Below are 20,854 nucleotides of genomic sequence, written 5' to 3'. Positions count from 1 at the left end.
AGCAAGAAGTCCATAAGGGTCCACGTCTGTGACGTCCCTCCCCGCCTCGCGGGGCCGAGGGGCGCCCCGCACCGGGCAGTGCGGGCGGGACCGCCGGGCGGGCGCGACGGCTCGGCGCCGGCGGCCGCAGGCCGCGGGCGTCGGTGGGGGCGCGCACCGACACCGTTACTGATCGGCGCACGTCGGCCGGCCGGAGGGCGATTACGGCGGCGACCCGGAGCCGGGGGGAGGCGGGGGTGGGGCGACACGGCGGTGGACCGGGGTCCTGCGGTTCACTTGACGATCACGCCTGCGGAGCCGTCGTCGGCCGACGCCGACCGTTCGCGGCCCGGTGAGTCGCCGTCCGGCCAGTCGTGCGTGGAGGGCTCGTCCGGCTCCCAGGGCTTGTCGCCGTGGTCCTTGTGGTCATTGTGGTCCGGGTTCGACGGGGTGGGGTCGGGGCAGTACGGCTTGCCACCGCCACCGCCACCACTGCCGTTGCTCCCGCTGTTGCCGTTCCGGCCGCCGCACGCTCCCCGGCCGCCGCGTCCGCCCGCGCCACCGGTGCCGCTCTGGCCCGGGGCGGTGCAGACGGGGGTGGTGCCTGTGCCGTTGCCGCCGTCACCACCGTTGCCGCCGTCCCCGCGCCGGCACATGTCCTTGTCACCGTGGCGCCGGTGCTCGTCGTGCCACCGGTCGTGATGCTTCCCATGGCGATGTCTGCTCTTGTCCTTGTGCTTCTTGTGGTCGTCGTGCTTGCGGCCGGAGTGCCTGTCGGCGTTCTCCGTGGTGTGCGTGCCGACCTGGGCGTGCGTCGCTGGTGCTGCGAGGACTGGACCCGCCGGCAGGAGGACACCACCCATGGTGAGGAGGACGGAGGCGGCTGCCGCAGCCAGGGAGTTCCTGCGGGTGTTGCCGTTCATGAGAATCCATTGCCTTTCGATCGTGCCGAAGTACAGGGGCGGGAAGGGTGAGGGTTTCGAAGCTTCAGGAATCATTCATCAGCACGGGCCAGTCACGCTTCAGGTAGGCCTTTTTCCAGAGCCTGACCGTGTCCGGCGACATCTTGTACTTCTCGGCGATTTGCGCCTCGGTCGCACCGTCGTTCATCAGGACCAGCACCACGCGGACCTTGTCGGCCACGGTGAGTTTCGCCTTGGGTTTGTCCGGCAGGTCGCTGTACCGGGTGCATTCATGGGTGCCGGGCTTGCCGGGCTCACCGGGTCGGCCGGGGCTGCCGTCCTGTCCGCCGTCGCCACCTCTGCCGCCTTCGCCGCCCGAGCCGCACTCAGGGGAGCCGAGGGGGCCGAACGCCGCGGATGCGGGAAGGGACGAAGGCGGGTGGACGGGCAGGGCACGGGCGGTGCCGGCGGCAGCAGCGGCGGCTGCCACGGCCGCCGCCAGGGCGATCGCTCGGTGCCGCAACTTCTTGGACATGGGGCGCCTCTCGGTGGACGAGGACAACGGGGTGGAACGGCGGGGGTGAAGGGGCTCAGCCCTTCCCCCCGCCGTCGGCTGTCAGGCGTTGCCGTCGCCCGGGTCAGGCATCGCCACCGGCTCCGCCGTCGCCGCCCTTGACTCCGCCGTCGCCACCGCGACCGCCGGTGCCGCCGGTCTCACCACCGTTGCCACCGCGACCGCCGTCGCCGCCCTCGACTTTGCCGTCGCCTCCGCGACCGCCGGTGCCGCCGTCGCCACCGCGACCGCCGTCACCGCCCTCGACTCCGCCGTCGCCTCCGCGACCGCCGGTGCCGCCGGTCTCACCACCGTTGCCGCCGGGACCGCCGTTGCCGCCCTTGGCCCCGCCGTTGCCGCCGGGACCGCCGTTGCCGCCGGTCCCGCCCTTCGATTCGTGCCCCTTGCCTTCGTTGTGGTGCTTGCAGTGCTTGTGGTGGTCGTGCTTGCAGTGCTTGTGGTGGTCGTGCTTGTGGTGGTTGTGGTGCTTGTGCTTGTGCTTGTGCTTGTGGTGGTTGTCGTGATGGGCGACCACCGTCACCGCTGAGGATTCGGGCATACCGGCCGCCATCGCCCCGGTGGCCGGAAGAAGTACACCTCCGGCGACCACCACGGCCGAGGCGGCGACTATGGAGAGACGGAGGCCGCGCTTCGAGGAACGCTTTTCCTGGGGGTTGTCGTGGTTGCGCTTCATATTTTTCTCCTACGTGAAGGAGCCTTTTCGGTCACCGGTTTTCCGGTGCGGCTCGTGCTTCAAGTAGGCACGACCGTGGAATGCGGGGTCATGTTCCGATGACTCGGGACTTGACGATCGGGCCGGCGCGTGGTTCCACCGGCCGCGGTGAGGGTTCCGGAGGGTGGGGGGCCGTCATCGGTCGGGGGATGAGGCGTTGACAGCGATCATCTTCGTGGCAGCCTCGGGCGGCACGTGGCGGCAGAGGCCTCCGGTGTCCGGCCCAGGCTCCGCATCGCGCGCAAGGGTGCCGAGTCCTGGCAGCGGCTGGTCCGCCGCCGCTGGGTGGTGGAGAACCGTGCCGTGGGGCGGGCCGGGGGCGGCTCGGACGGCAGTCCGGCCGATACTGGGCCGCCCGCGGTGCCGGGGGCGGGCGGCAGGGGGCGCGGTGGTGTCGGCACCGCGCAATTCCGAGCTTCCGACTCAGTGACGTACTCCCACTCGGGGCAGGCGAAGGTGTCGAGTCCTGGATCGGAAAAGGCGACGGTCGTCGGCATGCCGGGCCGGGGGGCGACTGTCCCCGTGCGCGCCGCCGCGTCGAAGATCGACGCAGGTGTGGGAACTACGACGAGGCCGGCCGGCCTGCCGGGACGACCCACATGTCACGCCCTCCGTCTCTGTGCCCGGATCGGCTCGCGGAGCGGCGAGGTGCTTCTGCACGCACTCCTTGCCGCCGTCGACGACGAGGTCTCGAAGGTCACGAGCGCACCGGTCGAAGTCCTCCGCGAGCGTCAGCACCGATCGCGGGGCAGGGCGCGGTGAACGTGTGGTGCCCGCACTCTTCGTCGGTCAGCACGAGCCCGGGGAGCACCCGCAGCCTGGTGCGGGTGCTCCCCGTAGGAAGCGAAGTACCGCGCGGAGACCTCGGGCTCAGCTCGGGCCGTTCCCCGGCACTGCTCCACGAGGAGGGTCGTGTCGGCAGGCGGCGATCGCGCCAGGAGCGTTTCCGCGAGGAGCAGCCACGTCATCCCCCGGCCCTCGGCCGGCACGGTGCTCCTCGACATCGCATCCGCTCCCGGCGTCACGGGGCCGGGAACCGCGGCGCCCGGTGCGGGACCCGGGCGGCGGTCGTCCCCGGGATGCCGCGGGCGGGGCTCCGGTCGGGACGGTCGGCGGACCGGTCCGTCCCGTCCGGGGTCAGCTCTTCTCCGGCTCCGGTTCTGGTTCCGGAACGAGCCCGGGCGGCTCCGCTTCGGCGTCCGGCAGGAACCGGCCGATGAGCACCTTGTAGAGACCCGCTCCGAGCACACCGCCGATGAAGGGCCCGACGATCGGGACCCAGAAGTAGAGCTGCCCGTACTGGTCTCGCCACGCCCCGCCGTATCCGGTGAGGAAGCTTGCCAGGCGGGGGCCGAGGTCACGGGCCGGGTTGATCGCGTAGCCGGCGTTGGTGCCCCACGCCATGCCGATCGCCACGACGATCAGTCCGACGATGAACGGGGCGAGGTTGGCGCCGGGCGGCGTGCCCAGCAGGTCCGTCACGGCGAAGATCAGCAGGAGCAGGATGGCGGTGCCGATGATCTGGTCGCGCAGTGCGCCCCACTCGGTCACCGGCAGGTTCGTGTTCCCGTTGGCCGGAAGCGTCGAGAAGACGCCCTGCGTCTTGATGGTGTGGCCGGGGTCGGCTTTGGCCAACGCCTCGGTGTAGTTCCAGCGGACGATGAGGGCGGCCACGAACGCGCCGGCCAGCTGGGCCAGCGCGTAGGGTGCCACCTTCTTCCACGGGAAGCCCTTGAACGCGGCCAGCGCGACGGTCACCGCCGGATTGAGGTGAGCACCGCTCAGCCTCGCCGCGACATAGACGCCCAGAGTCACTCCGAGACCCCAGGCCCAAGCGATGCTGTCGTGGTTCCCGAGGCCCCCGGCCGGATCCGTGAGGGCTCCGCCGGCGACCACCTGGGCCACCACACCACAGCCGAACAGGATGAGGATCATGGTGCCGGTGAACTCGGCGAAGAGCTCGCCGGTCAGGCCCGATCCCTTGAGGCGCTCCGTCATGGATGCCTGCTTCCCGCCGGGCCGAAGACCGGCTTCGAACTGCCCCGAGTCCTCTGTCTGACCGCACGGCGGGCCCGCTCCGCGCGAGGGACGGCGGGCCCTGCGCAGTGATGCCCGACTGCGGTTGGCTCGTTCCTCCCTCGTCCTGCCGCCCGTTCGGCGGAGCCGACGCGGATGTGACAGGGCCCGGCCGGGGTGACTACAGGCTCCGGCCGGGCCCTGCGTGCGTGGGGTGTTGCTCGGGAGCGGATGCTCTGCCGCTCCGGGTCAGACGGTTTCGCCGCGCAGGCCCTCTTCGGAGGGCTCGACCTCGCGGCCCGGCCCACGGGACGGGCGGCGGGGCTCGGGATGCACCGGGTCCAGTCCCGGGCGCCGAGGACGCTGCTGCTCCTCGCGGCTCTTGGCCGGTTCCTGGCGCTTGTCCTTCATTCCGCCCATGACGGCAGGCTCCTTCTGACGGGGTGAGGGTTCCGAGGATTCCCTCCACCACGCTGACACAGGCAGTCACCTTCCGCATCATTTCGACTACGGGATGGAGTGTGGCGGGGTGGAGGGCCCGCGCCCCGGCAGGGCCTGTGGCCGCGTCGCGTGCCGGGTGGGATGCCATGCGCCGGGCGTGTCCGGCGCCGCCCTTTCGGCCGTACCCTGTGGGCCACCGGCTCGGCGCCCCACCCATCGCCCGGGGGTATCTCCTGCCCCGGGCCCGACTCTGGGGGTGTGCTCGCCGCCAGCGTTCGGTCCGGCGTTGCGCACGGGCTCGACGGGATCGCGACGCCGCTTGCGGTGCGGTCGCGCCGTAACCGGCCGCACGGGCCGACAACGGGGCCGTCGACGGTCGGCGCACCCGAAGCCGCGGCAGCTGGTTCGGCCGCAGGCCGTGCCCCCGCTGACGCCGCGCCTTGCACTTCCGGCGCTGTCCTGCCAGGCCTCTGCCCGTCCCGCCGGTGACACGCCGTAGGCGCGAGGGCCGGCAGGGCTCTGCGGACCTGCCGGCCCTGCCGGTCCTGCCGCCTGTGTCGCCGTCCGGCAGCTACGCGTCGTGCGACACAGAATCCTGATCCGCCTACGGGCGCGGGTGCCGGTGCCGGGCGCTGCGCCGACCGGGCTGCCACCGCCGGATCGGCGAGGGGGATCAGCGCTCTACTCGTTCGGCTGCGAGCACCGCAGTCAGGGGCCCGTCACCGCACGGGCCTGTCACCGATGCCGGCAGCCGCGCCGTGCCAGCAGGAAGACGACCAGGGCGGCGCAGCAGGCGATGAGCAGCGGCTTGGGGTTGGCGCGTGCCGCCGTGGCAGCCTGCCCCGCCTTGTCCAGCACCGGGTCCGGAGTCGCGTCCTTCACCCGCTGGGCCGCGTGCGCGGCCGTCTCGTGGATCCTGTCGGCGACGTGCGCGGCCTTCTCCTTGGCCTGCGCCGTGACGTCCGCCTTGTCGGCCAGCGCCTCTATGGTCTGCCCCAGTTCGTCACGCGTGCGCTCCACCTGCGCGCGCAGCTCGTCGGGGGTGGGCGTGCCGCCTTCGGGTCGCGGTTCGTCGGGGCGGTCGGGTCCGTCGGGTTGGTCGGATTGCCGGTTCATCGGTGTGCCTTCTCCCTCATCACGGCCAGGTCGGTCTTGACACTGTCGATGGTCCGCGCCGGTACGGGGGCGCCGGCGTCGGCCACCTGCTTCTTGCCCGCCAGGGCCAGCACCGCGGCGACGACTGCCAGCACCCCCGCGACGATCAGGGCCGAGGCCCACAGCGGGAGGACCAGCGCGAGGGCTGCGATACCGGTCACCGTCAACGCCTGGGCTGCCAGGAATCCGAGCAGGCCCGCCCCGCCGAAGAGGCCGCCGCCCTTGCCGAAGCGCTTGCCCTTCTGGGTCATTTCCGCCCGCGCCAGGTGCATCTCCTCCCGGAGCAGTTCCGAGATCTGTCGCGAAGCGCGCGAGACGAGCACGCTCACGGATTCATCGGCCGTGTGGGTCTGCCGCTCTATCGTGCTCATGCCGAGTATCCCCTTCACGATGCGCACGCCTTGTCGAGGCGCGCCTACCCGGGATTCGACCCCGCACCCGCTCGTGCGCCCGGTCACCTGGTCACGCGGTCACCGCTCCATGCGCCGGCGGGCCTCCGCGTTCCAGGCACGGGTGTCGCGCGGCCGGACGTAGGGCTCCTCGCCCTCCGGCAACCCCCCGGCCGTCGCTCGCTGCCGGGACAGTTCCGCGTCGAACTCCAGCCCCAGGAGGATCGCGAGATTGGTGATCCACAGCCAGACCAGGAAGACGACGACCCCGGCGACGGCACCGTACGTCTTGTTGTACGAACCGAAGTTCGCGACGTAAAACGCGAAACCGGCCGAGGCGAGCGACCAGATCAGCAGGGCCAGGAAGCTGCCCGGCGTCACCCACTTCATCCCACGGCCCTTGGCGTTCGGCGCCGCCCAGTACAGCAGCGCGATCATGACCGTGACGAGGACGACGAGAGCCGGCCATTTCGCGATCGACCACAGCGTCAGGCCGCTGTCGCCGATCCCCAGGGCCGCGCCTGCCTGCCGGGCCAGGCCGCCGGTGAACACCACGATCAGCGCGCCCGCACAGGCGAGGACCATCAGCGTGACGGTAAGGGCCAGGCGCAACGGCAGCACCTTCCACACCGGGCGCCCTTCGGGAATGTCGTAAACGGCGTTCGCGGACCGGATGAACGCGGCGACGTAGCCGGAGGCCGACCAGGTCGCCACGACGAGGCCGACGACCGCAATCAGCGACCCGACGCCGCTGCGGCCCTGCAGCTGTCCGACGGCATCCCTGATCACGTCCTGGGCGGAGTCGGGAGCCAGGTGCTGGAGGTTGTCCAGCACCCGCCCCGCCGTCGCCTCGCCCGCCAGGCCCAGCAGCGAGACGAGGACCAGGAGGGCGGGGAAGACCGCCAGCACCCCGTAGTAGGTCAGGGCCGCGGCCCGGTCGGCCAGCTCGTCGTCGCGGAACTCCTCCGCCGTGCCTCGCAGGACCGCCTTCCAGGCACGGGCGGGCAGCTCGGCAGGCCGGTCAGGAGCCCTCTCCTCGACCAGGGCGTCCGGGCCCGCCCCGGCGTCCTGGCCGGGCTCGGTGTCGGTTATGGCGGCACGCCGGGGGTCGCCGCCATGGCCTTGCTTCGGTGGACGTGTCATACCCACCGCTTGTCCGCGCCGGCGCCACTCATGTCGGCCCGCTCGCGAAAAGCCAGGCTGCGCCGTGGGCCGGGCGGGCGACCGCGCCCATCGCGGGAGATCGCGGCTTTCCGTATCACGCTTCGGAGGGGCTGCGAGGGGTCCACGGAGCGGGAATCTACGTCTGGGCGCAGGTCACCAAACGCGAGCAGCGACTCGCCCCCTGTCCACCTGCAGCCCGGAGTGACCGGGGCGACACTACCTCACACACGAAGCAGCACGGCTACACAGCTCTCAAGCGCACGCTCGACACCCACGCCAACCACTTGTCCGCAGCAATCGAGGCCTGTACCGCCAACTGCCGTCCTGGCTGGCTCCTAGCTTGACCGCGGATAGCCGATCTCGGAGATGTCATGAGCCAGGTCCGTCAGGCTGACCTCAGAGTTCAGCAGGGACACAAGCTCCTGACTCAGCGGCCGCAGGGCAAGCACGTGGCTCACTGCCCCCAGGTCCACGGAGACCTCGTAATAGTCCTCGGCAAAGCGCTGGAACGCTTCCGGCGAACGGTCGACCAGGAGCTCGAACAGGCTCGTCGCACCATCGGGATCGACAGCATCCTCGGGGAACTCCAACGTGCCATGGTGCCACCGATCGTCCGTCGCTCCTCGCCACAAGCAGGCTGTCACGACCGGTACGTCGTCCTCGTCGGTGAACGCCGCCTCCTCGACGAAGGGCCTGAAGAGCTCGGGGACCTCGTCGATCACTCCCGGCCACGGCTCGCCATCGTTGCCATATGGGCTCATCGGAGACTCATGGCAGAAGCCGCGCACATAGACCCCGGCCGCCGAGAACACGATGGAATACTCGTCCCCCGACCCGTTGCGCATCGAGGCCATCTCCTCACCGTCGGCCCAAGCCGCGTTGAAGGAGTGGTACCGGCTTTCCCAGTCCGGGCTCAGGATCGCATCGAGCATCGCCAGCGAACGGCACAGGTCCCGCAGGTCGGCGATGGAGGGGAGGCGGCGGGCCACGTCATAGACAGTCACGCGCTCATCCAACTCGATGCCTCCGACACCCGACCCGAGGCCTACCGTGTCCCGGCTCAACGCAGGACACTCAGCCGGCCGGATTGCACATGCACTGGTGCGGGGCATCGGGGGGGCTCGCACTACCTGTCCGGACTGCCGTTCAACGTGCCACCGTCGCCGCTGGCCGGGTCCGCTGCCGCGCCCGTGGCCGTCACCGGTTGCGGGCGTCCTCCGCGGCAGCGATGGAGGCGAGGGGCGAACCCGGGTCACGTTCGACTTCCAGATCGCCGAGGGTGACGATGCCGACGAGCTCGCCGCTCCCGTTCCGCACGGGCAGCCGCCGCAGCGCGTGTCGGCGCATGAGGTCGACGGCCTCGTCGACGTGGTCGTCGGGTCCGACCGTGACCGGTTCGGCGCTGCAGATCGCCTGCACGCTCGTCTCGGCCGGGTCGCGGTCCTCCGCCATCCCGCGGACGACGAGGTCCCGGTCCGTGAGGATGCCGCAGAGCCGGCCCTGGTCGACGACCAGTACGTCCCCGATGCCCGCGTCCCGCATCACCCGCGCCGCTTCCGCCAGTGACGTCCCGCGCTCCAGGGCCACCGGGTTGCGCGTCATCACCTCGTGCACTCGTCGGGTCATCGGTCCTCCGATGGTCGAAGCCGCGTACGACACTGCAGGCACCTGCTGCCGCGGCGTCTACCCCTCCGCCGGCCAGGTAGGCCCAGGGCCCGGGTGGGCCCGGGTGGGCCTGTTCCAGGCCCGTTCCAGTATCCGGGTGAAGGCGGCTGTGCGCGTTGTGTGCGGGCGGCCGCCCCGGGTAGCCGCATCCCATGCCGACACTCAAGCACCCTCCGACCGTGTGGACCGACGGCACCCTGTCGCTGCTGACGCACGGCTACGCCTGGCTCCCCGACCACATGCGCGCTTCGCCGGACGGTATCGTCCGCACGCGTCTCCTCGGCCGCCGGACGGTCGCGCTGCGCGGTCCGGAAGCGGTCGACTTCTTCTACGACGAGCAGCACGTCCAGCGGCGGGCCGCGCTCCCGGACCCGGTGCTCGACACGCTCTTCGGGCAGGGCGCGGTGCACACCCTCGACGGCCGCGCCCACCGCGTACGCAAAGCGATGTTCCTGGGCCTGCTGAAGGACGAGAGGGGCATCGAGGCCCTGCGGGACCACGTCCTCCTGCGCTGGCGGGAGGCCGTGGGCCGGTGGGGTGACGCGCCTGAGGAGGGGGTGGTCCTCTTCGACGAGACGGCCCGGATCCTCGCTCTGGCGGTCTGCGACTGGACCGGCGTAGCGCTCACCGCCGAGGACGGCGAGCAGCTGGCACGGGACTGCGTGGCCATGGTCGACGGTTTCGCGACGGCCGGGCCGCGGCATCTTCGCGCCCGCCACGCCCGTAAGCGTCAGGAGCAGGCCCTGGCGCAGCTGGTCGTCCGCGTCCGCGAGCGGCAGGAGACGGCCCCCGACGGCTGTGCGCTGGAGGTGGTGGCCCGGCACCGCGACGCGGACGGCACCCTCCTGGACCCGCGTCTGGCGGCGGTGGAACTGCTGAACATCATCCGGCCGACGGTCGCGATCGCGTGGTTCGCCACGTTTGCCGCGCACGCGCTGCACCGGTGGCCGCAGCACCGCGGTCCGGTGCGCGGTGACGTGTCGGGGCACCTCGCGACCGGGTTCGCGCACGAGGTCCGACGCTTCTACCCCTTCGCGCCGTTCGTCGGCGGGATCGCCGTCCGCGATCTCGAGTGGCACGGCGAGAGCGTTCCGGAGGGCACGCTGCTCCTGTTGGACCTGTACGGGCAGCATCACGACGCGCAGTGGTGGGACCACCCGTACCGGTTCGATCCCCACCGCTTCGGCACCGGTGAGAGCCTGCGCCATCTTGTCCCCCAAGGCGGCGGCGACCCGGCGGAGGGGCACCGGTGCCCGGGCGAGGACATCACGGTCACGCTGCTGGCGGCGCTCGTCACGGAGCTGGCCGGACTCGACATCGGTGTTCCCGATCAGGATCTGACCATCCCGCTGTCCCGGATCCCTACGCTGCCCCGCAGCGGCTTCCGGTTCCACCTCTCATAGGAGCGGCGGCCCGCACCCGTACGGGTGGGCCCCGACCGGCCGGGGGGGTGGCCGATCGGGGCGGCCCCAGCCGGCCGGGGGGAGGCGGGCCGGGGCGTTCGGGGCAGGGGCGGGAAGGGCATCGCGTCGCCTCACGGCGGAGGCACCGCGGGCATCGGATCGGGCCCGGGGACGTCATTCCCCTCCCGCACCCCACACGAAGATGAACGGTCAACAAGCATGCGTTGTTCCCGGCAATTCGCTGGCGCTCGACATCAAGATCAGGAAGGCTTGCGCGCATGGTCTCGATGGTGCAGAACGTGGCGATCGACTGCGCGGACGCCTATGAGCTGGCGCGATTCTGGAGCGGAGTGACGGGCCGGCCCATGCATCCGGACGTCAAACCGGGCGACCGGGAGACCGTGGTCCCGCTGGCGCAGGGCCCTGCGCTGTACTTCAACCAGGTGCCCGAACCCAAGACGATCAAGAACCGGATCCATCTGTGCCTGCGCCCCGAGACCTCGCGGGACGCGGAGGTGGACCGCCTGCTGGGGCTCGGTGCGACCTTCGTCGCCGATCACCGCAACCCCGACGGCTCGGGCTGGGCCGTCCTCGCCGATCCGGAAGGCAACGAGTTCTGCGTCCTGCGCAGCGACTCCGACCGCGCCGGCCGGGATTCCTAGCGCCCCGACCGCAACCAGGTGCGGGGCCGGGAGGCCGGTACGCCCGCGGGCGAAGCCACAGTCCGGCGGCAGCGAGCGCGCGGGCACGGACACGAGGAGCCGCGAACTGTGAGCCGTGCCAGTGGGCTGTGGCCAGTGGGCCGCGCTCGCGTGCGGCCGACAGCGCATCGAGCACAGCGGAAGCGCGAGCTTCACGGGCCGAAGACCTCGGAGACGATGCCGACGGCGAGCATGGCGACTCCCCCACCACGCCGCGCTGGTTTACGAGTCGGGAGGCGCTGCTCAACGGCGCAGGCCGGGCCCGTGGCACCTACGGACGGCCGCAACGACCGCTCCCCCGCGACCCTGCACCCGTGCGGGTGCCTGCGCGCCGGCCTCAGCATGCCGATCCCGACGCGCATATGGCCCCGAGGCAAGGAAGTTGGCCGATCCGGCGTCACACCGGGAATATGTCGACACCCCCGCCCTGTTGACAGGTCGCCAGGTCACACACTGCAAAGTGAGGAGTCCCTTGCCCGACAGCGCGTCCGCCCACCACATCGCCCTTCCCCCGCTCGCCTCTCAGGCAGAACGTCTGATCGAACTCGGGGTGCACGAGCTCGCCGGGACAACCGCCGAGGACCTGCGTGCCTTCGCCGAAGACGGCGGCGGCGCCGACGGCAACACCCTGCTCGCCGTGCATCCGGGTCTCGTGCCCGCATCGGCCCTCGCGCCGCTGCTTCAGCTCAACGGCAAGTCCGGTTTCGTCGTCGTCGACATGCCCGACGTCGACCTTTTCGCACCCCACGGCGTCGATCTGCCGGACGCGCCCCTCTACCTCGTCACCGGCGTCGACCGCGGCGACCACATGGCCAACTGGAGCCCCGAAGAAGCACTGCCCGCCCTCACCGAGGAGCACCGCACTCCCCTGCTGCTGACCGAGGGCATCCACTGGGTGCTGCAGCAGCCGGACGCGCTGGAGCGCAACCACTGCTTCATGACCATCGGCTCCCGGCTTCGCAAGGCGGGTGGTGCGTTGGACGCCCGCACCCCGGCCATCTGGATCAGCAACGGCTCGGGACGCGACGGCCGCGAGCGGCGCAACGCCCCGAAGGTCGGATGGTGCTGGTGGGGCAACCGCCACACCTGGCTCGGCTTCGCCTCCGCCACGGGTCGTCGGCCCTAGCGTGCCAACGCCCCCCACTGCGCATGCCGCGACGCGGGTTCAGCGGCATGCGCAGTGCCGTGCCGTGCCCTGGGTGTCGGGGATCCCGAGTGCGCGACCACGTACCGGGGCAGGACGGTCGCGTTCGACTTGTCGCGACGGAGCGCCGCGTCATCGCGGACCGGTGTGCCCGGCCGGCTTCTGCGGGGTGACCAGGCCGGATTCGTAGGCGAGGATGACGAGTTGGGCGCGGTCGCGGGCGTGGAGCTTGGTCATGGCGCGGTTGACGTGGGTCTTCGCGGTCAGTGGGCTGATGCCCATGCGGTCCGCGATCTCGTCGTTGGACAGGCCCTGTGCGACCAGTACGACCGCTTCACGTTCGCGGCCGGTGAGTTCGTCCAGCGCGGGCCCCTTGGTGCTGGGGAGCGGCTGGCTGACGTAGCGGTTGATCAGCTTGCGGGTGATCGAGGGGGCGAGGAGGGCGTCGCCGCGCGCGGCGACGCGTACGGCGTGCAGGAAGTCCTCCGGCACGATGTCCTTGACGAGGAATCCCGCGGCGCCTGCGCACAAGGCGTCGAAGACGTATGCGTCCAGGCCGTAGTTGGTGAGGATGACGACGTGGACGCCTCTGAGGGCCGGGTCGGCTGCTATGCGCCGGGTCGTCTCGATGCCGTCGAGGACCGGCATCTGGATGTCGATGAGTGCGATGTCGGGCAGGTGTTCTCCGGCGAGTTCCAGGCCTTCCTGGCCGTTGGCGGCTTCCGCCACGACCTGGATGTCGTCCTCGAGGTCGAGGAACGCGCGGAATCCGCTGCGGATGAGCGGCTGGTCGTCGACCAGCAGGACACGGATCACGAGGCACGCTCCACGGGGAGTTCGGCACGGACGGTGAAGCCGCCCTCGTCACGCGGTGCCGCCCGGAGGCGGCCGCCGAGGGCGGTGACGCGTTCCCGCATGCCGAGCAGGCCGATGCCGGGCACGGGGGCGGTTTCCGGCGTGGCCCTGCCGTTGTCGTCGACCTGCAGGGCCACGGCGTGCGGGTGGTAGTCGATGCGGACCGATGCCGTGGTGGCGTCCGCGTGACGGGCGATGTTGGTGAGGGACTCCTGGACGATGCGGTAGACGGTCCGGCCCACCGCGGCGGGGACGTCGTGCCGCTGCCCTTCGATCGTCAGCGTGGCCCGAAGGCCCGTCCCGCCGGCCCGCTCCACCAGTTCCGGCAGGTGGTCGAGGCCGTGCGGCGGGGTGGTGTCGTCGTCGCGCAGGGCCTCCAGGGTGGCGCGGAGCTCCCGGGACGCCTCCCGCCCGGCCTCCCGGATGGCCAGCAGGGCCTCCGGGACCGGTTCACCGCGCTTGCGGGCCACGTGGACGGCGGCTTCGGACTGCACCTTGATGACCGAGATCTGGTGGGTGAGCGAATCGTGCAGTTCCCGCGCGATGTGCAGCCGCTCCTCGTCGGCGCGGCGCCGCGCGGTCTCCTCCCGGGTGCGTTCGGCTTCGTCCGCCCGCTGCTCGGCCTGCCGCAGGGCCTCCCCGGCCGCTGCGGCGGCGACGAGCCAGGCGATCTGGAGGGCGCCCCGGGCCTGCGCGAACGCCTCGCCCGTGTCGTGCAGGCCCGAGGCGAGGGCCGCGAGAGGGAGCGCGGCCAGCACGGCCACGCTCACCGCCACCGTGACGAGGCGGTGTCCGGCCCGCATGGCCGCGTACACCGCGAAGAGGAACGCGACGGCGGCCACGTCGAACCCTGCCGCCTGGTACCCCACCGCGCACAGCCCGGTGACGGCCAGGACGGCCACCGGAGCCCGCCGGCCCGCGGCCAGCGCCAGCCCGCCCACCGCCAACAGCACGTAGCCGAGCAGGCCCGGTCCCGTGGCGGAGTGCTGACCGGACAGCCCGGTGACCAGCAGCGCCCCCGCCACGCCCACGGCGACCAGCCCGTCCCTGACACCGGCCCGCACCCGGAACCGTCCTTTGCCCATACGCGCACCGTAGCCGGAGGCTGCGCCGGGCGGATCCCGCTCGCGGACCAGTTGCCGGCTACTGCGCACGCAGTAGCTCCGCGGCACCTGCCGCGTCCGTGGTAGTGCGAAGTGCCTGCGCCTGCCGGACGACGGGCCACGGCCCGGCCGCCATGCTCGAACCACATCCACTCGTGGGAAGAGTAGGAAGAGAAGGAGCACCCCGATGTCCGCTCGCCTGTCCGCCCGTCAGTCCGCCCGTCTGTCCGTTCGTCCGGCCGCCCGTCCGTCCGCCGGCCGCCTGTTCGCCGCCTCCGCGACCGTCCTGCTCGCCGGGCTCGTCATGGCAACCCCCGCGGCGGCGCACGCCCCGGTCCCGCCGCTCGCCGCCGACGTCACCGCCTTCAGCCTCGGCAGGCTCGGAGCCGCCACCGGCGGGCTGCTGGGGCTGGCCGCCGTGGTGATCGCCGTGCTGGCGCTGCGACGGCCCGCCGGTCGACTCGCCGTCGCCGGCGGGTCGCTCGGGGCCAAGGCCGCCGTGGGCGCGGGGCTGGTCGCGACGGCCCTGGGCGTGCTGGTCGCGGCCACCGCCGGCGGTGGACTCGGCACCGGCAACGGACTGGGCGGCGCCTATGTGGCCCTGCTGCTGGGTCTGACCGGCGCTGCCCTCGGCCGGCGAGCTCTGCACCGCACCCGCCACACCCGTTGACCACAGCGGATCGATCCCTGCCTGCCGTAGTCCCATCCTTCGGGCCGCCGCCGCGCGACGGACGGCGTACGGAGCGGCGCCTGATCCGCGAGACAAACCCGCCAAACTCCCTTCATGCGCCTGTCGTTGTATGGCACCTGTATCGGGCGCAGCGTCTTCGTACAGGCTGCTCTTCGCGCTGCCGCATCGGTTGGTGTCCGCGTTCATCGCCACCCGGAATTCGTCCGATGCCGCATGGGTTTCCCTTCTCGTCCGGCCGATCAGGAAGGCGATGACCTCCGTGTCCGAAATCCATCTCGCCGTCGCGCTCGACGGCGCCGGCGGGCACACCCGGCCGCCTGGCGAGTGGACCTGGGCCTGGGCCGCTCGGCCGGCGCAATCCGGGCCGGCCGTCCCGTCCCCCGCCCCGGTCGTGGACGGGTACACGCCGACACCGAGCAGATCGACGACGTCCTCGCCCTGCTGCGCGGTGAGTACCGCAGCCCGCAGGGCGTGGAGGCGCACGCCGTCCCGGGCAAGGGGGCCGACTGGCCGTCGGCTACGCGCCGTGGGTGCGCGGCATCCGCAGGGCCGAGGCCGCGCGCTGCCCTGGACGGACGCGGACCGGGAGCTGGTCGCCGACCGGGTGGAGACGCGGTTCGTCGGTTCGCCGCACACGGTCGCCGGCCACCTCGAACGTCTCCGGGAGGCCGCCGGTGCGGACGAGCTGGTCATCCCCACGATCACGCACGGCCACGCGGACCGGGTCCGCTCCTACCGCCTGCTGGCCCTGCGCGTGCGGCCGTCCGGGGGTCCTCGTACCGTGGTGGTGTATTCCGGTTCCGGGAGGCATCGTGGCGTACCGGTTCTGCGAGAACGACCAGTTCGACTTCGAGGTGATGGCGCTCCTCGGGGCGGCCTGGCAGAAGGGCTCCGACCCCGGCGAGGTGCTGGCCACGGCCTCGGCGCTGCGGGATGCGGACGGCCGCGGGTGGTTCGAGGGCTGGACGGAGCTGGGCCGGCGCGTCCGCTCGGACGGTGAACGGGCGGCCGCGGCCGGGCTGCGGACGAGCGCACGGGACGCGTGGCTGCGGGCCGCCGGCTACTTCGGGATGGGCTTGGTCGCCGCCGACGCGCTGGGCGACGAGAACCGTCTGCTCGCCGTGTTCCGGGAGCACCGTGAGTGCTTCGACCGGTTCGCGGCGGCGTGGGAGCCGGCCGCGGAGCGGGTGGCTGTGCCGTACGAGGGGGGCACTGCGCTGCCCGGCTACCTGTTCCGGCCCGCCGCGGCCGACGCGGAAGCACCGACGGTGATCGTGAACAACGGCAGTGACGGTCCGGTGAGCACGGCGTGGACGATGCTCGGCGCGCCGGCGGTGGCACGCGGCTGGAACGCCCTCCTCTTCGACGGGCCGGGCCAGCAGTCGATGCTGTTCGAGCACCGGGTGCCGTTCCGCCCGGACTGGGAGAACGTGATCACGCCGGTGGTGGACTTCCTGCTGGGCCTCGACGGCATCGCGCCCGGCCGGCTGGCGCTCGCCGGGATCAGCCAGGGCGGCTACTGGGTGCCCCGGGCGCTCGCGTTCGAGCGCCGGATCGCGGCGGGCGTCGCGGATCCGGGTGTCGTGTCCGTCGTGGATGCCTGGTGGAACAACTTCCCGCCGGAGCTGCACGAGCTGTTCGACTCGGGCGACCGGGACGCGTTCGACGGGGTCATGCGCGAGGGCATCGCGGAGGACGGGGAGTTCGCCGCCTTCTGGCGGTGGCGGGCCAAACCGTACGGGATCGACTCCCCGTTCGATCTGCTGACCGAGATGGGCCGGTACGACCTGACGGGGGTGCTGGACCGGATCACGGTGCCGCTGTTGGTGACCTCGCCTGAGGGCGAGCAGTTCTGGCCCGGCCAGCCGCGGCGGCTCTACGAAGCCCTGCCGGGCGAGAAGGCGTTCGTGGAGTTCACGGCGGCGGAGGGCGCGGACAAGCACTGCGAGCCCCTGGGCCGGGCCCTGTTCGAGCAGCGGGTGTTCGACTGGCTCGCCGCCCGCCTCGGCGTCACCGCCTGACCGTCGCGGCGACTCGTCGAGCGCGAAGGAGCCTGCCGAACGGGTCGGCCGGGCTGTCGACGACCTGGGCGGAACCGTCAGGATCACCCGATCGGCGGTCTTCGCGCAGCGCCCCGGGGACCGCGAGCACGGCCCCGGCCTGCGGGAACGCCCCCGGCCTGCGGGAACGCCCCCGGCCCGCGGGAACGCCCCCGGCCCGCGCGTACGCCCCCGGGCTGCAGGCACGGGCGGCCTGTGCCGTCGGCGAGGCGGCCACCACTCTCGGCCATCCGCCGCCCCTGGGCGCGGAGGGCCTGCTCGACAGCGGCGTACCGGCGCGGATCAACGACCACGTCTCGGCGGTGCTGGGCGAACTCCTCGGCAACGCCGCCCGCCACGGCCGGGCCACCCGGGCCGGCGGGAGCCTCAGGGCGGGGGCGCCGCTGCCCGGCGGCGGCCGGCGAGAGCGCCCGGCCCGGTTCACACGCTCTGCGCGGGGCGCGGGGCTTGCGCCTCCAGCCGGAATCCGGTGACGAGGTCGGGGCGGATCCGCAGCGCGCCGGTCGTCGCGGGGCCGACCCAGGGCGGCAGCAGGCCGGCGTACCGGTCGGCGTCATCGGCGTCGGCCACCGGGTACGCGTAGCCGGTGACGACGACGCTCCAGCCGAGGTGCGTGTCCGGGTCGATGACGTCCGCCTCGTAGGCCACGACCACCCCGGGGGCCTCGGCCGGCTCCGCCAGCGAGGCCAGGGCTCCGCCCTCGTGGATCCGGATGATGATGTCCTCGCCGTCCACGAGGTGGTTCACCGGTCGGACGGCGGGCAGCGCGTGCCGGGTGAAGACGATGCGTCCCAGCGACACCGTGGCGAGGAGCCTCAGGGACTCGGCCCTGTCCAGCTCCCGCATGTGTCGTCGGCCTGCGGACCGGGACGGCTGCGCGATCACGAGACGACGAACTGCAGGTCGCGATCGGCGGCGAGCACCCGCATGGACTTGATCACCTGGGGCGGCACGTCGCACAGGAGGAGCCGGGTTCCGGCCGCGCGGGAGCGGTGGTTGAGTCGGGTGAAGAAATCTATGCCCGCGCTGTCGCAGAAGGAGAGGCCGCGCAGGTCCAGGATCAGGTTGCGGTGGCCCGACTCGGCGAGTTCACGCAGGCGGGGCCCCACGTGCTCCACCGTGTAGAAGTCGAGCTCTCCGGCCAGGGCGATTCTCAGGCCGCGGTCGTCGCGCGCCACGGTCTTCAGGTCGATCAGGGTGGTCCTCATGGCGTCCTCCGCGCTGCGTGCGGCTCCGTGGAGTCGCGCGGTTTCCCCGTGTGCCCCCAGTCCATCCGGTGCCGCAGGCCACCGGGAGGGCCCGGCAGGCCTTCGGGACAGGGCCGAAGGTCCCTTTCCGGGTGCCGGTCGGCCCTCCCGGGGTGCCGACCGCCCCTGCCCTGGGCGGCGGCCATGGTTTCCGCGGCGGGCACCGGGTGCCGGCCGGGCAGCGCCCGGTGCCCGCCGCGGAACAGGAGCCGGGGGAGCCGCCCGCCGGGGTTCAGCGGTGCGGGACGACGGCCACGGGGCAGGCCGCATGGTGCAGGACGGCATGGGCCACCGACCCGATGCGCGTCCCCAGCACGGAATCGCGGACCCGCCGGCCGACGACGAGCAGCCGGGCGTCCGACGCCGCCGACAGCAGTGCGTGGCCGGCGCTCCCCTGCTCGACGTGCGCGACGACGTCCACCTCGGGGTACCTCGAACGCCACGGTTCCAGGGCCTGTTCCAGCGCGTCCTTCTCGAAGGGTTCCAGCCCGCCGAGCTGGTTGGCGACCCACAGTGAGCCGGGGCTGTAGCCGTAGACCGGGGGCAGGCTCCAGGCCCGTACCGCGCGGAGCGGAGCGCCGTGCGCCGCGGCCGCCTCGAAGGCGAAGCGCAGTACGTCGGCGGATTCCTCCACGCCGCCCTGCTGGCCGACGACCACCTCCGCGCCGTCGGCCGCGGACACCGGCCCGCCCCGCCCGGCGCGGACGGAGACGACGGGGCACTCGGCGGCGGCGATCAGCTGCTGTCCGTACGAGCCGAGCAGGAAGCCGGCGACGGCGCCGTACCCGCGGGAGCCGAGTACCAGCATCTCCGCCTCCTTCGCGGCGCGCAGCAGGGCCGGAACGGGGACGTCCGGCACCACTTCCGCGGTGAGCGCGAGCGTCGGGTGGCGGCGGGTGAGCTCGGCCTCCGTCTCCTCCAGGATCTCCCGGGCCCGGCGGGCCTCGACGGCGCGGTCCTGGACGACGGGGACGGCGAGGGGCTGCCACAGCCAGGCGTGGACCACGTGCACGCGCAGGTCGCGGCGCACGGCTTCCCGCGCGGCCCAGTCGGCAGCGGTCCTGCTCTCCGGGGAGCCGTCGACTCCTACGACGAGGGTGCGCTTCACAGGTCTGTCCTCCGTACTGACGCGCGGGGCGTCCGGGTCGTCGACAGTGATGGGTGGCGCCGGCCGGGGGAAGGGCCGGGCGCCACGCATTCACCTTCCCCGGGCCGGGCCGGTGCGGGAAAGGGCCGACCGGCCCTCCCCGAGGGCCGGTGGGCGCCGAGTGCCGGGGGGCGGGGTGTCGTCGTCGGCCCGGTCGGCGACGCGCCGGGGCGGCGTACGCGGGAGCGGACGGCGGGTGGGCTCGCCCCCCTCCTGAGACAATGCGGAGAGAAGCAGGTACGGCGTCACGCGGAGCAGGCGAGGCGAACATGTCCGACGTACCGGGCGCCTCCGTGGAGGCTCCCATCACGGTGTTCCTTCTCGACGACCACGAGGTGGTGCGGCGGGGGCTGCGGGATCTGCTCGACGCCGAGGCGGACATCACCGTGGTGGGCGAGGCTGCCACCGCCGAGCAGGCCCTGGCCCGGGGGCCGGCGCTCCGCCCGGACGTCGCCGTCCTCGACGTCCGGCTGCCCGACGGCGACGGGATCGCGGTCTGCCGGGAGCTGCGCTCCCGGATGCCCGGCCTGGCCTGCCTGATGCTGACGTCGTTCGACGACGAGGACGCCCTGCTGGACGCGATCATGGCAGGGGCGGCCGGGTACGTGCTGAAGCAGATCAAGGGGACCGACCTGGTCTCCGCGGTGCGTACGGTCGCCACGGGGCAGTCCATGCTCGACCCGGCCACGACCGCCCGCCTGATGCGTTCCCTCCGCGCTCCGGAGGCGGAGAAGGCACCCGAGGACACCCGCCTGGCCGCCCTCTCGGAGCGGGAGCGTGCCGTGCTCGGACTGATCGGCGAGGGCCTCACCAACCGCCAGATCGCGAAGCGGCTCTACCTCTCGGAGAAGACCGTCAAGAACCACATCTCGCGGCTGCTGGGCAAGCTCGGAGTCGAACGGCGGGTCCAGGCAGCCGTGATCGCCGCGCAGGTGCACGACCAGGACCACCATGCGGGGCCCGACGGCGAGGCTGCGCCGAGGCATTGACCTGCCGGTCCGGAATCGGGTCGGACGTGAACCAGGAGGGCCGTTAGCGATGAATTCCACCTCTTCCATCCGCTTCACCACGGCGCTGCCCGCCGACGTCCGTACCCGCCTGATGGAGATGGCCGCCGAGGTCAACTTCGAGGAGGGGGCGCATCTCTTCCGCGAGGGCGGTCGCGCCGACCGGTTCTGGATCGTCCGGTCGGGCACGGTGACCCTGGACGTGCACGTGCCGGGGCGGCGTGCCGCGGTCATCGAGCGGCTCGGCGCGGGCGAGCTGGTGGGCTGCTCGTGGCTGTTCAGCCCCTACACGTGGCGCCTGGGCGCGGAGGCCATGACGCCGGTCCGCGCCCACGAGTTCGACGCGGTGCGCGTCCGCGAGCTGATGGAGGCCGACACCGCGTTCGGCGCGGCCCTCGGCCACTGGGTCGGGCAGGTCCTGGCCCATCGGCTGCAGGCCGCCCGGGTCCGCCTGCTCGACCTGTACGCGCCCTACGGCAGCGGCAGCTACCTGTGACGG

Annotated in this window: 22 protein-coding genes and 1 pseudogene; 8 read left to right on the top strand and 15 right to left on the bottom strand. The window is 72.5% G+C overall.

Features of this window, described 5'->3' with window-relative positions:
- Positions 1-272 precede the first annotated feature (272 nt).
- From AVW11_RS14455 to AVW11_RS14410, 10 genes are all read right to left on the bottom strand, one after another.
- On the bottom strand, positions 273-902 hold the full coding sequence (locus tag AVW11_RS14455) for a hypothetical protein (protein WP_076044168.1): 630 nt from the start codon (positions 900-902) through the stop codon (positions 273-275).
- 64 nt (positions 903-966) lie between these two features.
- Complete coding sequence (locus tag AVW11_RS36555) at positions 967-1,371, bottom strand: helix-turn-helix domain-containing protein (protein WP_143568841.1); 405 nt, start codon at positions 1,369-1,371, stop codon at positions 967-969.
- Between the two features lie 148 nt (positions 1,372-1,519).
- Positions 1,520-2,128: a hypothetical protein gene (locus tag AVW11_RS38970; RefSeq protein ID WP_167389226.1), complete on the bottom strand. Its 609-nt coding sequence runs from the start codon at positions 2,126-2,128 to the stop codon at positions 1,520-1,522.
- A 1,176-nt stretch (positions 2,129-3,304) separates the two neighbouring features.
- The gene (locus AVW11_RS14435) at positions 3,305-4,165 is read right to left on the bottom strand and encodes an MIP/aquaporin family protein (protein WP_030854403.1); all 861 of its coding nucleotides are present in this window, start codon (positions 4,163-4,165) and stop codon (positions 3,305-3,307) included.
- A gap of 267 nt (positions 4,166-4,432) precedes the next feature.
- On the bottom strand, positions 4,433-4,603 hold the full coding sequence (locus tag AVW11_RS37695) for a hypothetical protein (RefSeq protein WP_167389225.1): 171 nt from the start codon (positions 4,601-4,603) through the stop codon (positions 4,433-4,435).
- 756 nt (positions 4,604-5,359) lie between these two features.
- Entirely contained in the window at positions 5,360-5,740 is a 381-nt protein-coding gene (locus AVW11_RS14430) for a DUF3618 domain-containing protein (protein WP_076044166.1), read from the bottom strand.
- Positions 5,737-6,150, bottom strand: coding sequence for a phage holin family protein (locus AVW11_RS14425; protein ID WP_030854397.1), 414 nt, complete (start codon positions 6,148-6,150; stop codon positions 5,737-5,739). Before AVW11_RS14425 ends, AVW11_RS14430 begins: the two co-directional genes overlap by 4 nt.
- Positions 6,151-6,249: 99 nt before the next feature.
- Positions 6,250-7,311, bottom strand: coding sequence for a YihY/virulence factor BrkB family protein (locus AVW11_RS14420; protein ID WP_076044165.1), 1,062 nt, complete (start codon positions 7,309-7,311; stop codon positions 6,250-6,252).
- Between the two features lie 356 nt (positions 7,312-7,667).
- On the bottom strand, positions 7,668-8,336 hold the full coding sequence (locus tag AVW11_RS14415) for a hypothetical protein (protein WP_076044185.1): 669 nt from the start codon (positions 8,334-8,336) through the stop codon (positions 7,668-7,670).
- A 193-nt stretch (positions 8,337-8,529) separates the two neighbouring features.
- Entirely contained in the window at positions 8,530-8,958 is a 429-nt protein-coding gene (locus tag AVW11_RS14410; RefSeq protein WP_030854388.1) for a CBS domain-containing protein, read from the bottom strand.
- 191 nt (positions 8,959-9,149) lie between these two features.
- Between AVW11_RS14410 and AVW11_RS14405 the strand changes: the two genes are divergently transcribed.
- From AVW11_RS14405 to AVW11_RS14395, 3 genes are all read left to right on the top strand, one after another.
- Positions 9,150-10,400 carry a cytochrome P450 gene (locus AVW11_RS14405; RefSeq protein ID WP_076044164.1) on the top strand — a complete coding sequence of 417 codons (1,251 nt, stop codon included), beginning with the start codon at positions 9,150-9,152 and terminating at the stop codon, positions 10,398-10,400.
- Positions 10,401-10,678: 278 nt separating this feature from the next.
- Entirely contained in the window at positions 10,679-11,062 is a 384-nt protein-coding gene (locus AVW11_RS14400; protein WP_076044163.1) for a VOC family protein, read from the top strand.
- 511 nt (positions 11,063-11,573) lie between these two features.
- Complete coding sequence (locus AVW11_RS14395; protein ID WP_076044162.1) at positions 11,574-12,227, top strand: DUF5701 family protein; 654 nt, start codon at positions 11,574-11,576, stop codon at positions 12,225-12,227.
- Positions 12,228-12,377: 150 nt separating this feature from the next.
- Here AVW11_RS14395 and AVW11_RS14390 read toward each other — a convergent pair whose 3' ends face one another.
- Positions 12,378-13,061 carry a response regulator gene (locus tag AVW11_RS14390; protein ID WP_030854378.1) on the bottom strand — a complete coding sequence of 228 codons (684 nt, stop codon included), beginning with the start codon at positions 13,059-13,061 and terminating at the stop codon, positions 12,378-12,380.
- Positions 13,058-14,185, bottom strand: a complete 1,128-nt coding sequence (locus AVW11_RS14385) for a sensor histidine kinase (protein WP_030854374.1) — start codon at positions 14,183-14,185, stop codon at positions 13,058-13,060. The genes AVW11_RS14390 and AVW11_RS14385 overlap by 4 nt, the downstream gene beginning before the upstream one ends.
- 205 nt (positions 14,186-14,390) lie before the next feature.
- On the opposite strand from AVW11_RS14385, the gene AVW11_RS14380 reads away from it, so the two are divergent.
- The 3 genes and pseudogenes from AVW11_RS14380 (at position 14,391) to AVW11_RS14370 (ending at position 16,915) form a co-directional block, all read left to right on the top strand.
- Positions 14,391-14,873, top strand: coding sequence for a DUF6223 family protein (locus AVW11_RS14380; protein WP_240528175.1), 483 nt, complete (start codon positions 14,391-14,393; stop codon positions 14,871-14,873).
- Positions 14,874-15,308: 435 nt separating this feature from the next.
- Positions 15,309-15,642, top strand: a pseudogene (locus AVW11_RS38320) (hypothetical protein); the annotation flags it as partial.
- Positions 15,643-15,706: 64 nt separating this feature from the next.
- Positions 15,707-16,915, top strand: a complete 1,209-nt coding sequence (locus AVW11_RS14370; RefSeq protein WP_079250625.1) for an alpha/beta hydrolase family protein — start codon at positions 15,707-15,709, stop codon at positions 16,913-16,915.
- A 459-nt stretch (positions 16,916-17,374) separates the two neighbouring features.
- Here AVW11_RS14370 and AVW11_RS14365 read toward each other — a convergent pair whose 3' ends face one another.
- The 3 genes from AVW11_RS14365 to AVW11_RS14355 form a co-directional block, all read right to left on the bottom strand.
- Positions 17,375-17,800 (bottom strand): pyridoxamine 5'-phosphate oxidase family protein, encoded by a 426-nt coding sequence (locus AVW11_RS14365; protein WP_079250624.1) that lies wholly within the window; start codon positions 17,798-17,800, stop codon positions 17,375-17,377.
- Positions 17,801-17,835: 35 nt separating this feature from the next.
- Entirely contained in the window at positions 17,836-18,162 is a 327-nt protein-coding gene (locus AVW11_RS37130; RefSeq protein ID WP_051700730.1) for an STAS domain-containing protein, read from the bottom strand.
- A gap of 271 nt (positions 18,163-18,433) precedes the next feature.
- Complete coding sequence (locus AVW11_RS14355) at positions 18,434-19,309, bottom strand: universal stress protein (protein WP_060181123.1); 876 nt, start codon at positions 19,307-19,309, stop codon at positions 18,434-18,436.
- A 308-nt stretch (positions 19,310-19,617) separates the two neighbouring features.
- Between AVW11_RS14355 and AVW11_RS14350 the strand changes: the two genes are divergently transcribed.
- Positions 19,618-20,337, top strand: a complete 720-nt coding sequence (locus tag AVW11_RS14350) for a response regulator (protein WP_030854356.1) — start codon at positions 19,618-19,620, stop codon at positions 20,335-20,337.
- 49 nt (positions 20,338-20,386) lie between these two features.
- Positions 20,387-20,851, top strand: coding sequence for a Crp/Fnr family transcriptional regulator (locus tag AVW11_RS14345; protein ID WP_060181122.1), 465 nt, complete (start codon positions 20,387-20,389; stop codon positions 20,849-20,851).
- Positions 20,852-20,854: the final 3 nt, after the last annotated feature.

The sequence above is a fragment of the Streptomyces amritsarensis genome (assembly GCF_001953875.1).
Taxonomy (GTDB): Bacteria; Actinomycetota; Actinomycetes; order Streptomycetales; family Streptomycetaceae; genus Streptomyces; species Streptomyces amritsarensis.
This window is presented reverse-complemented; position numbering and strand designations above follow the sequence as displayed.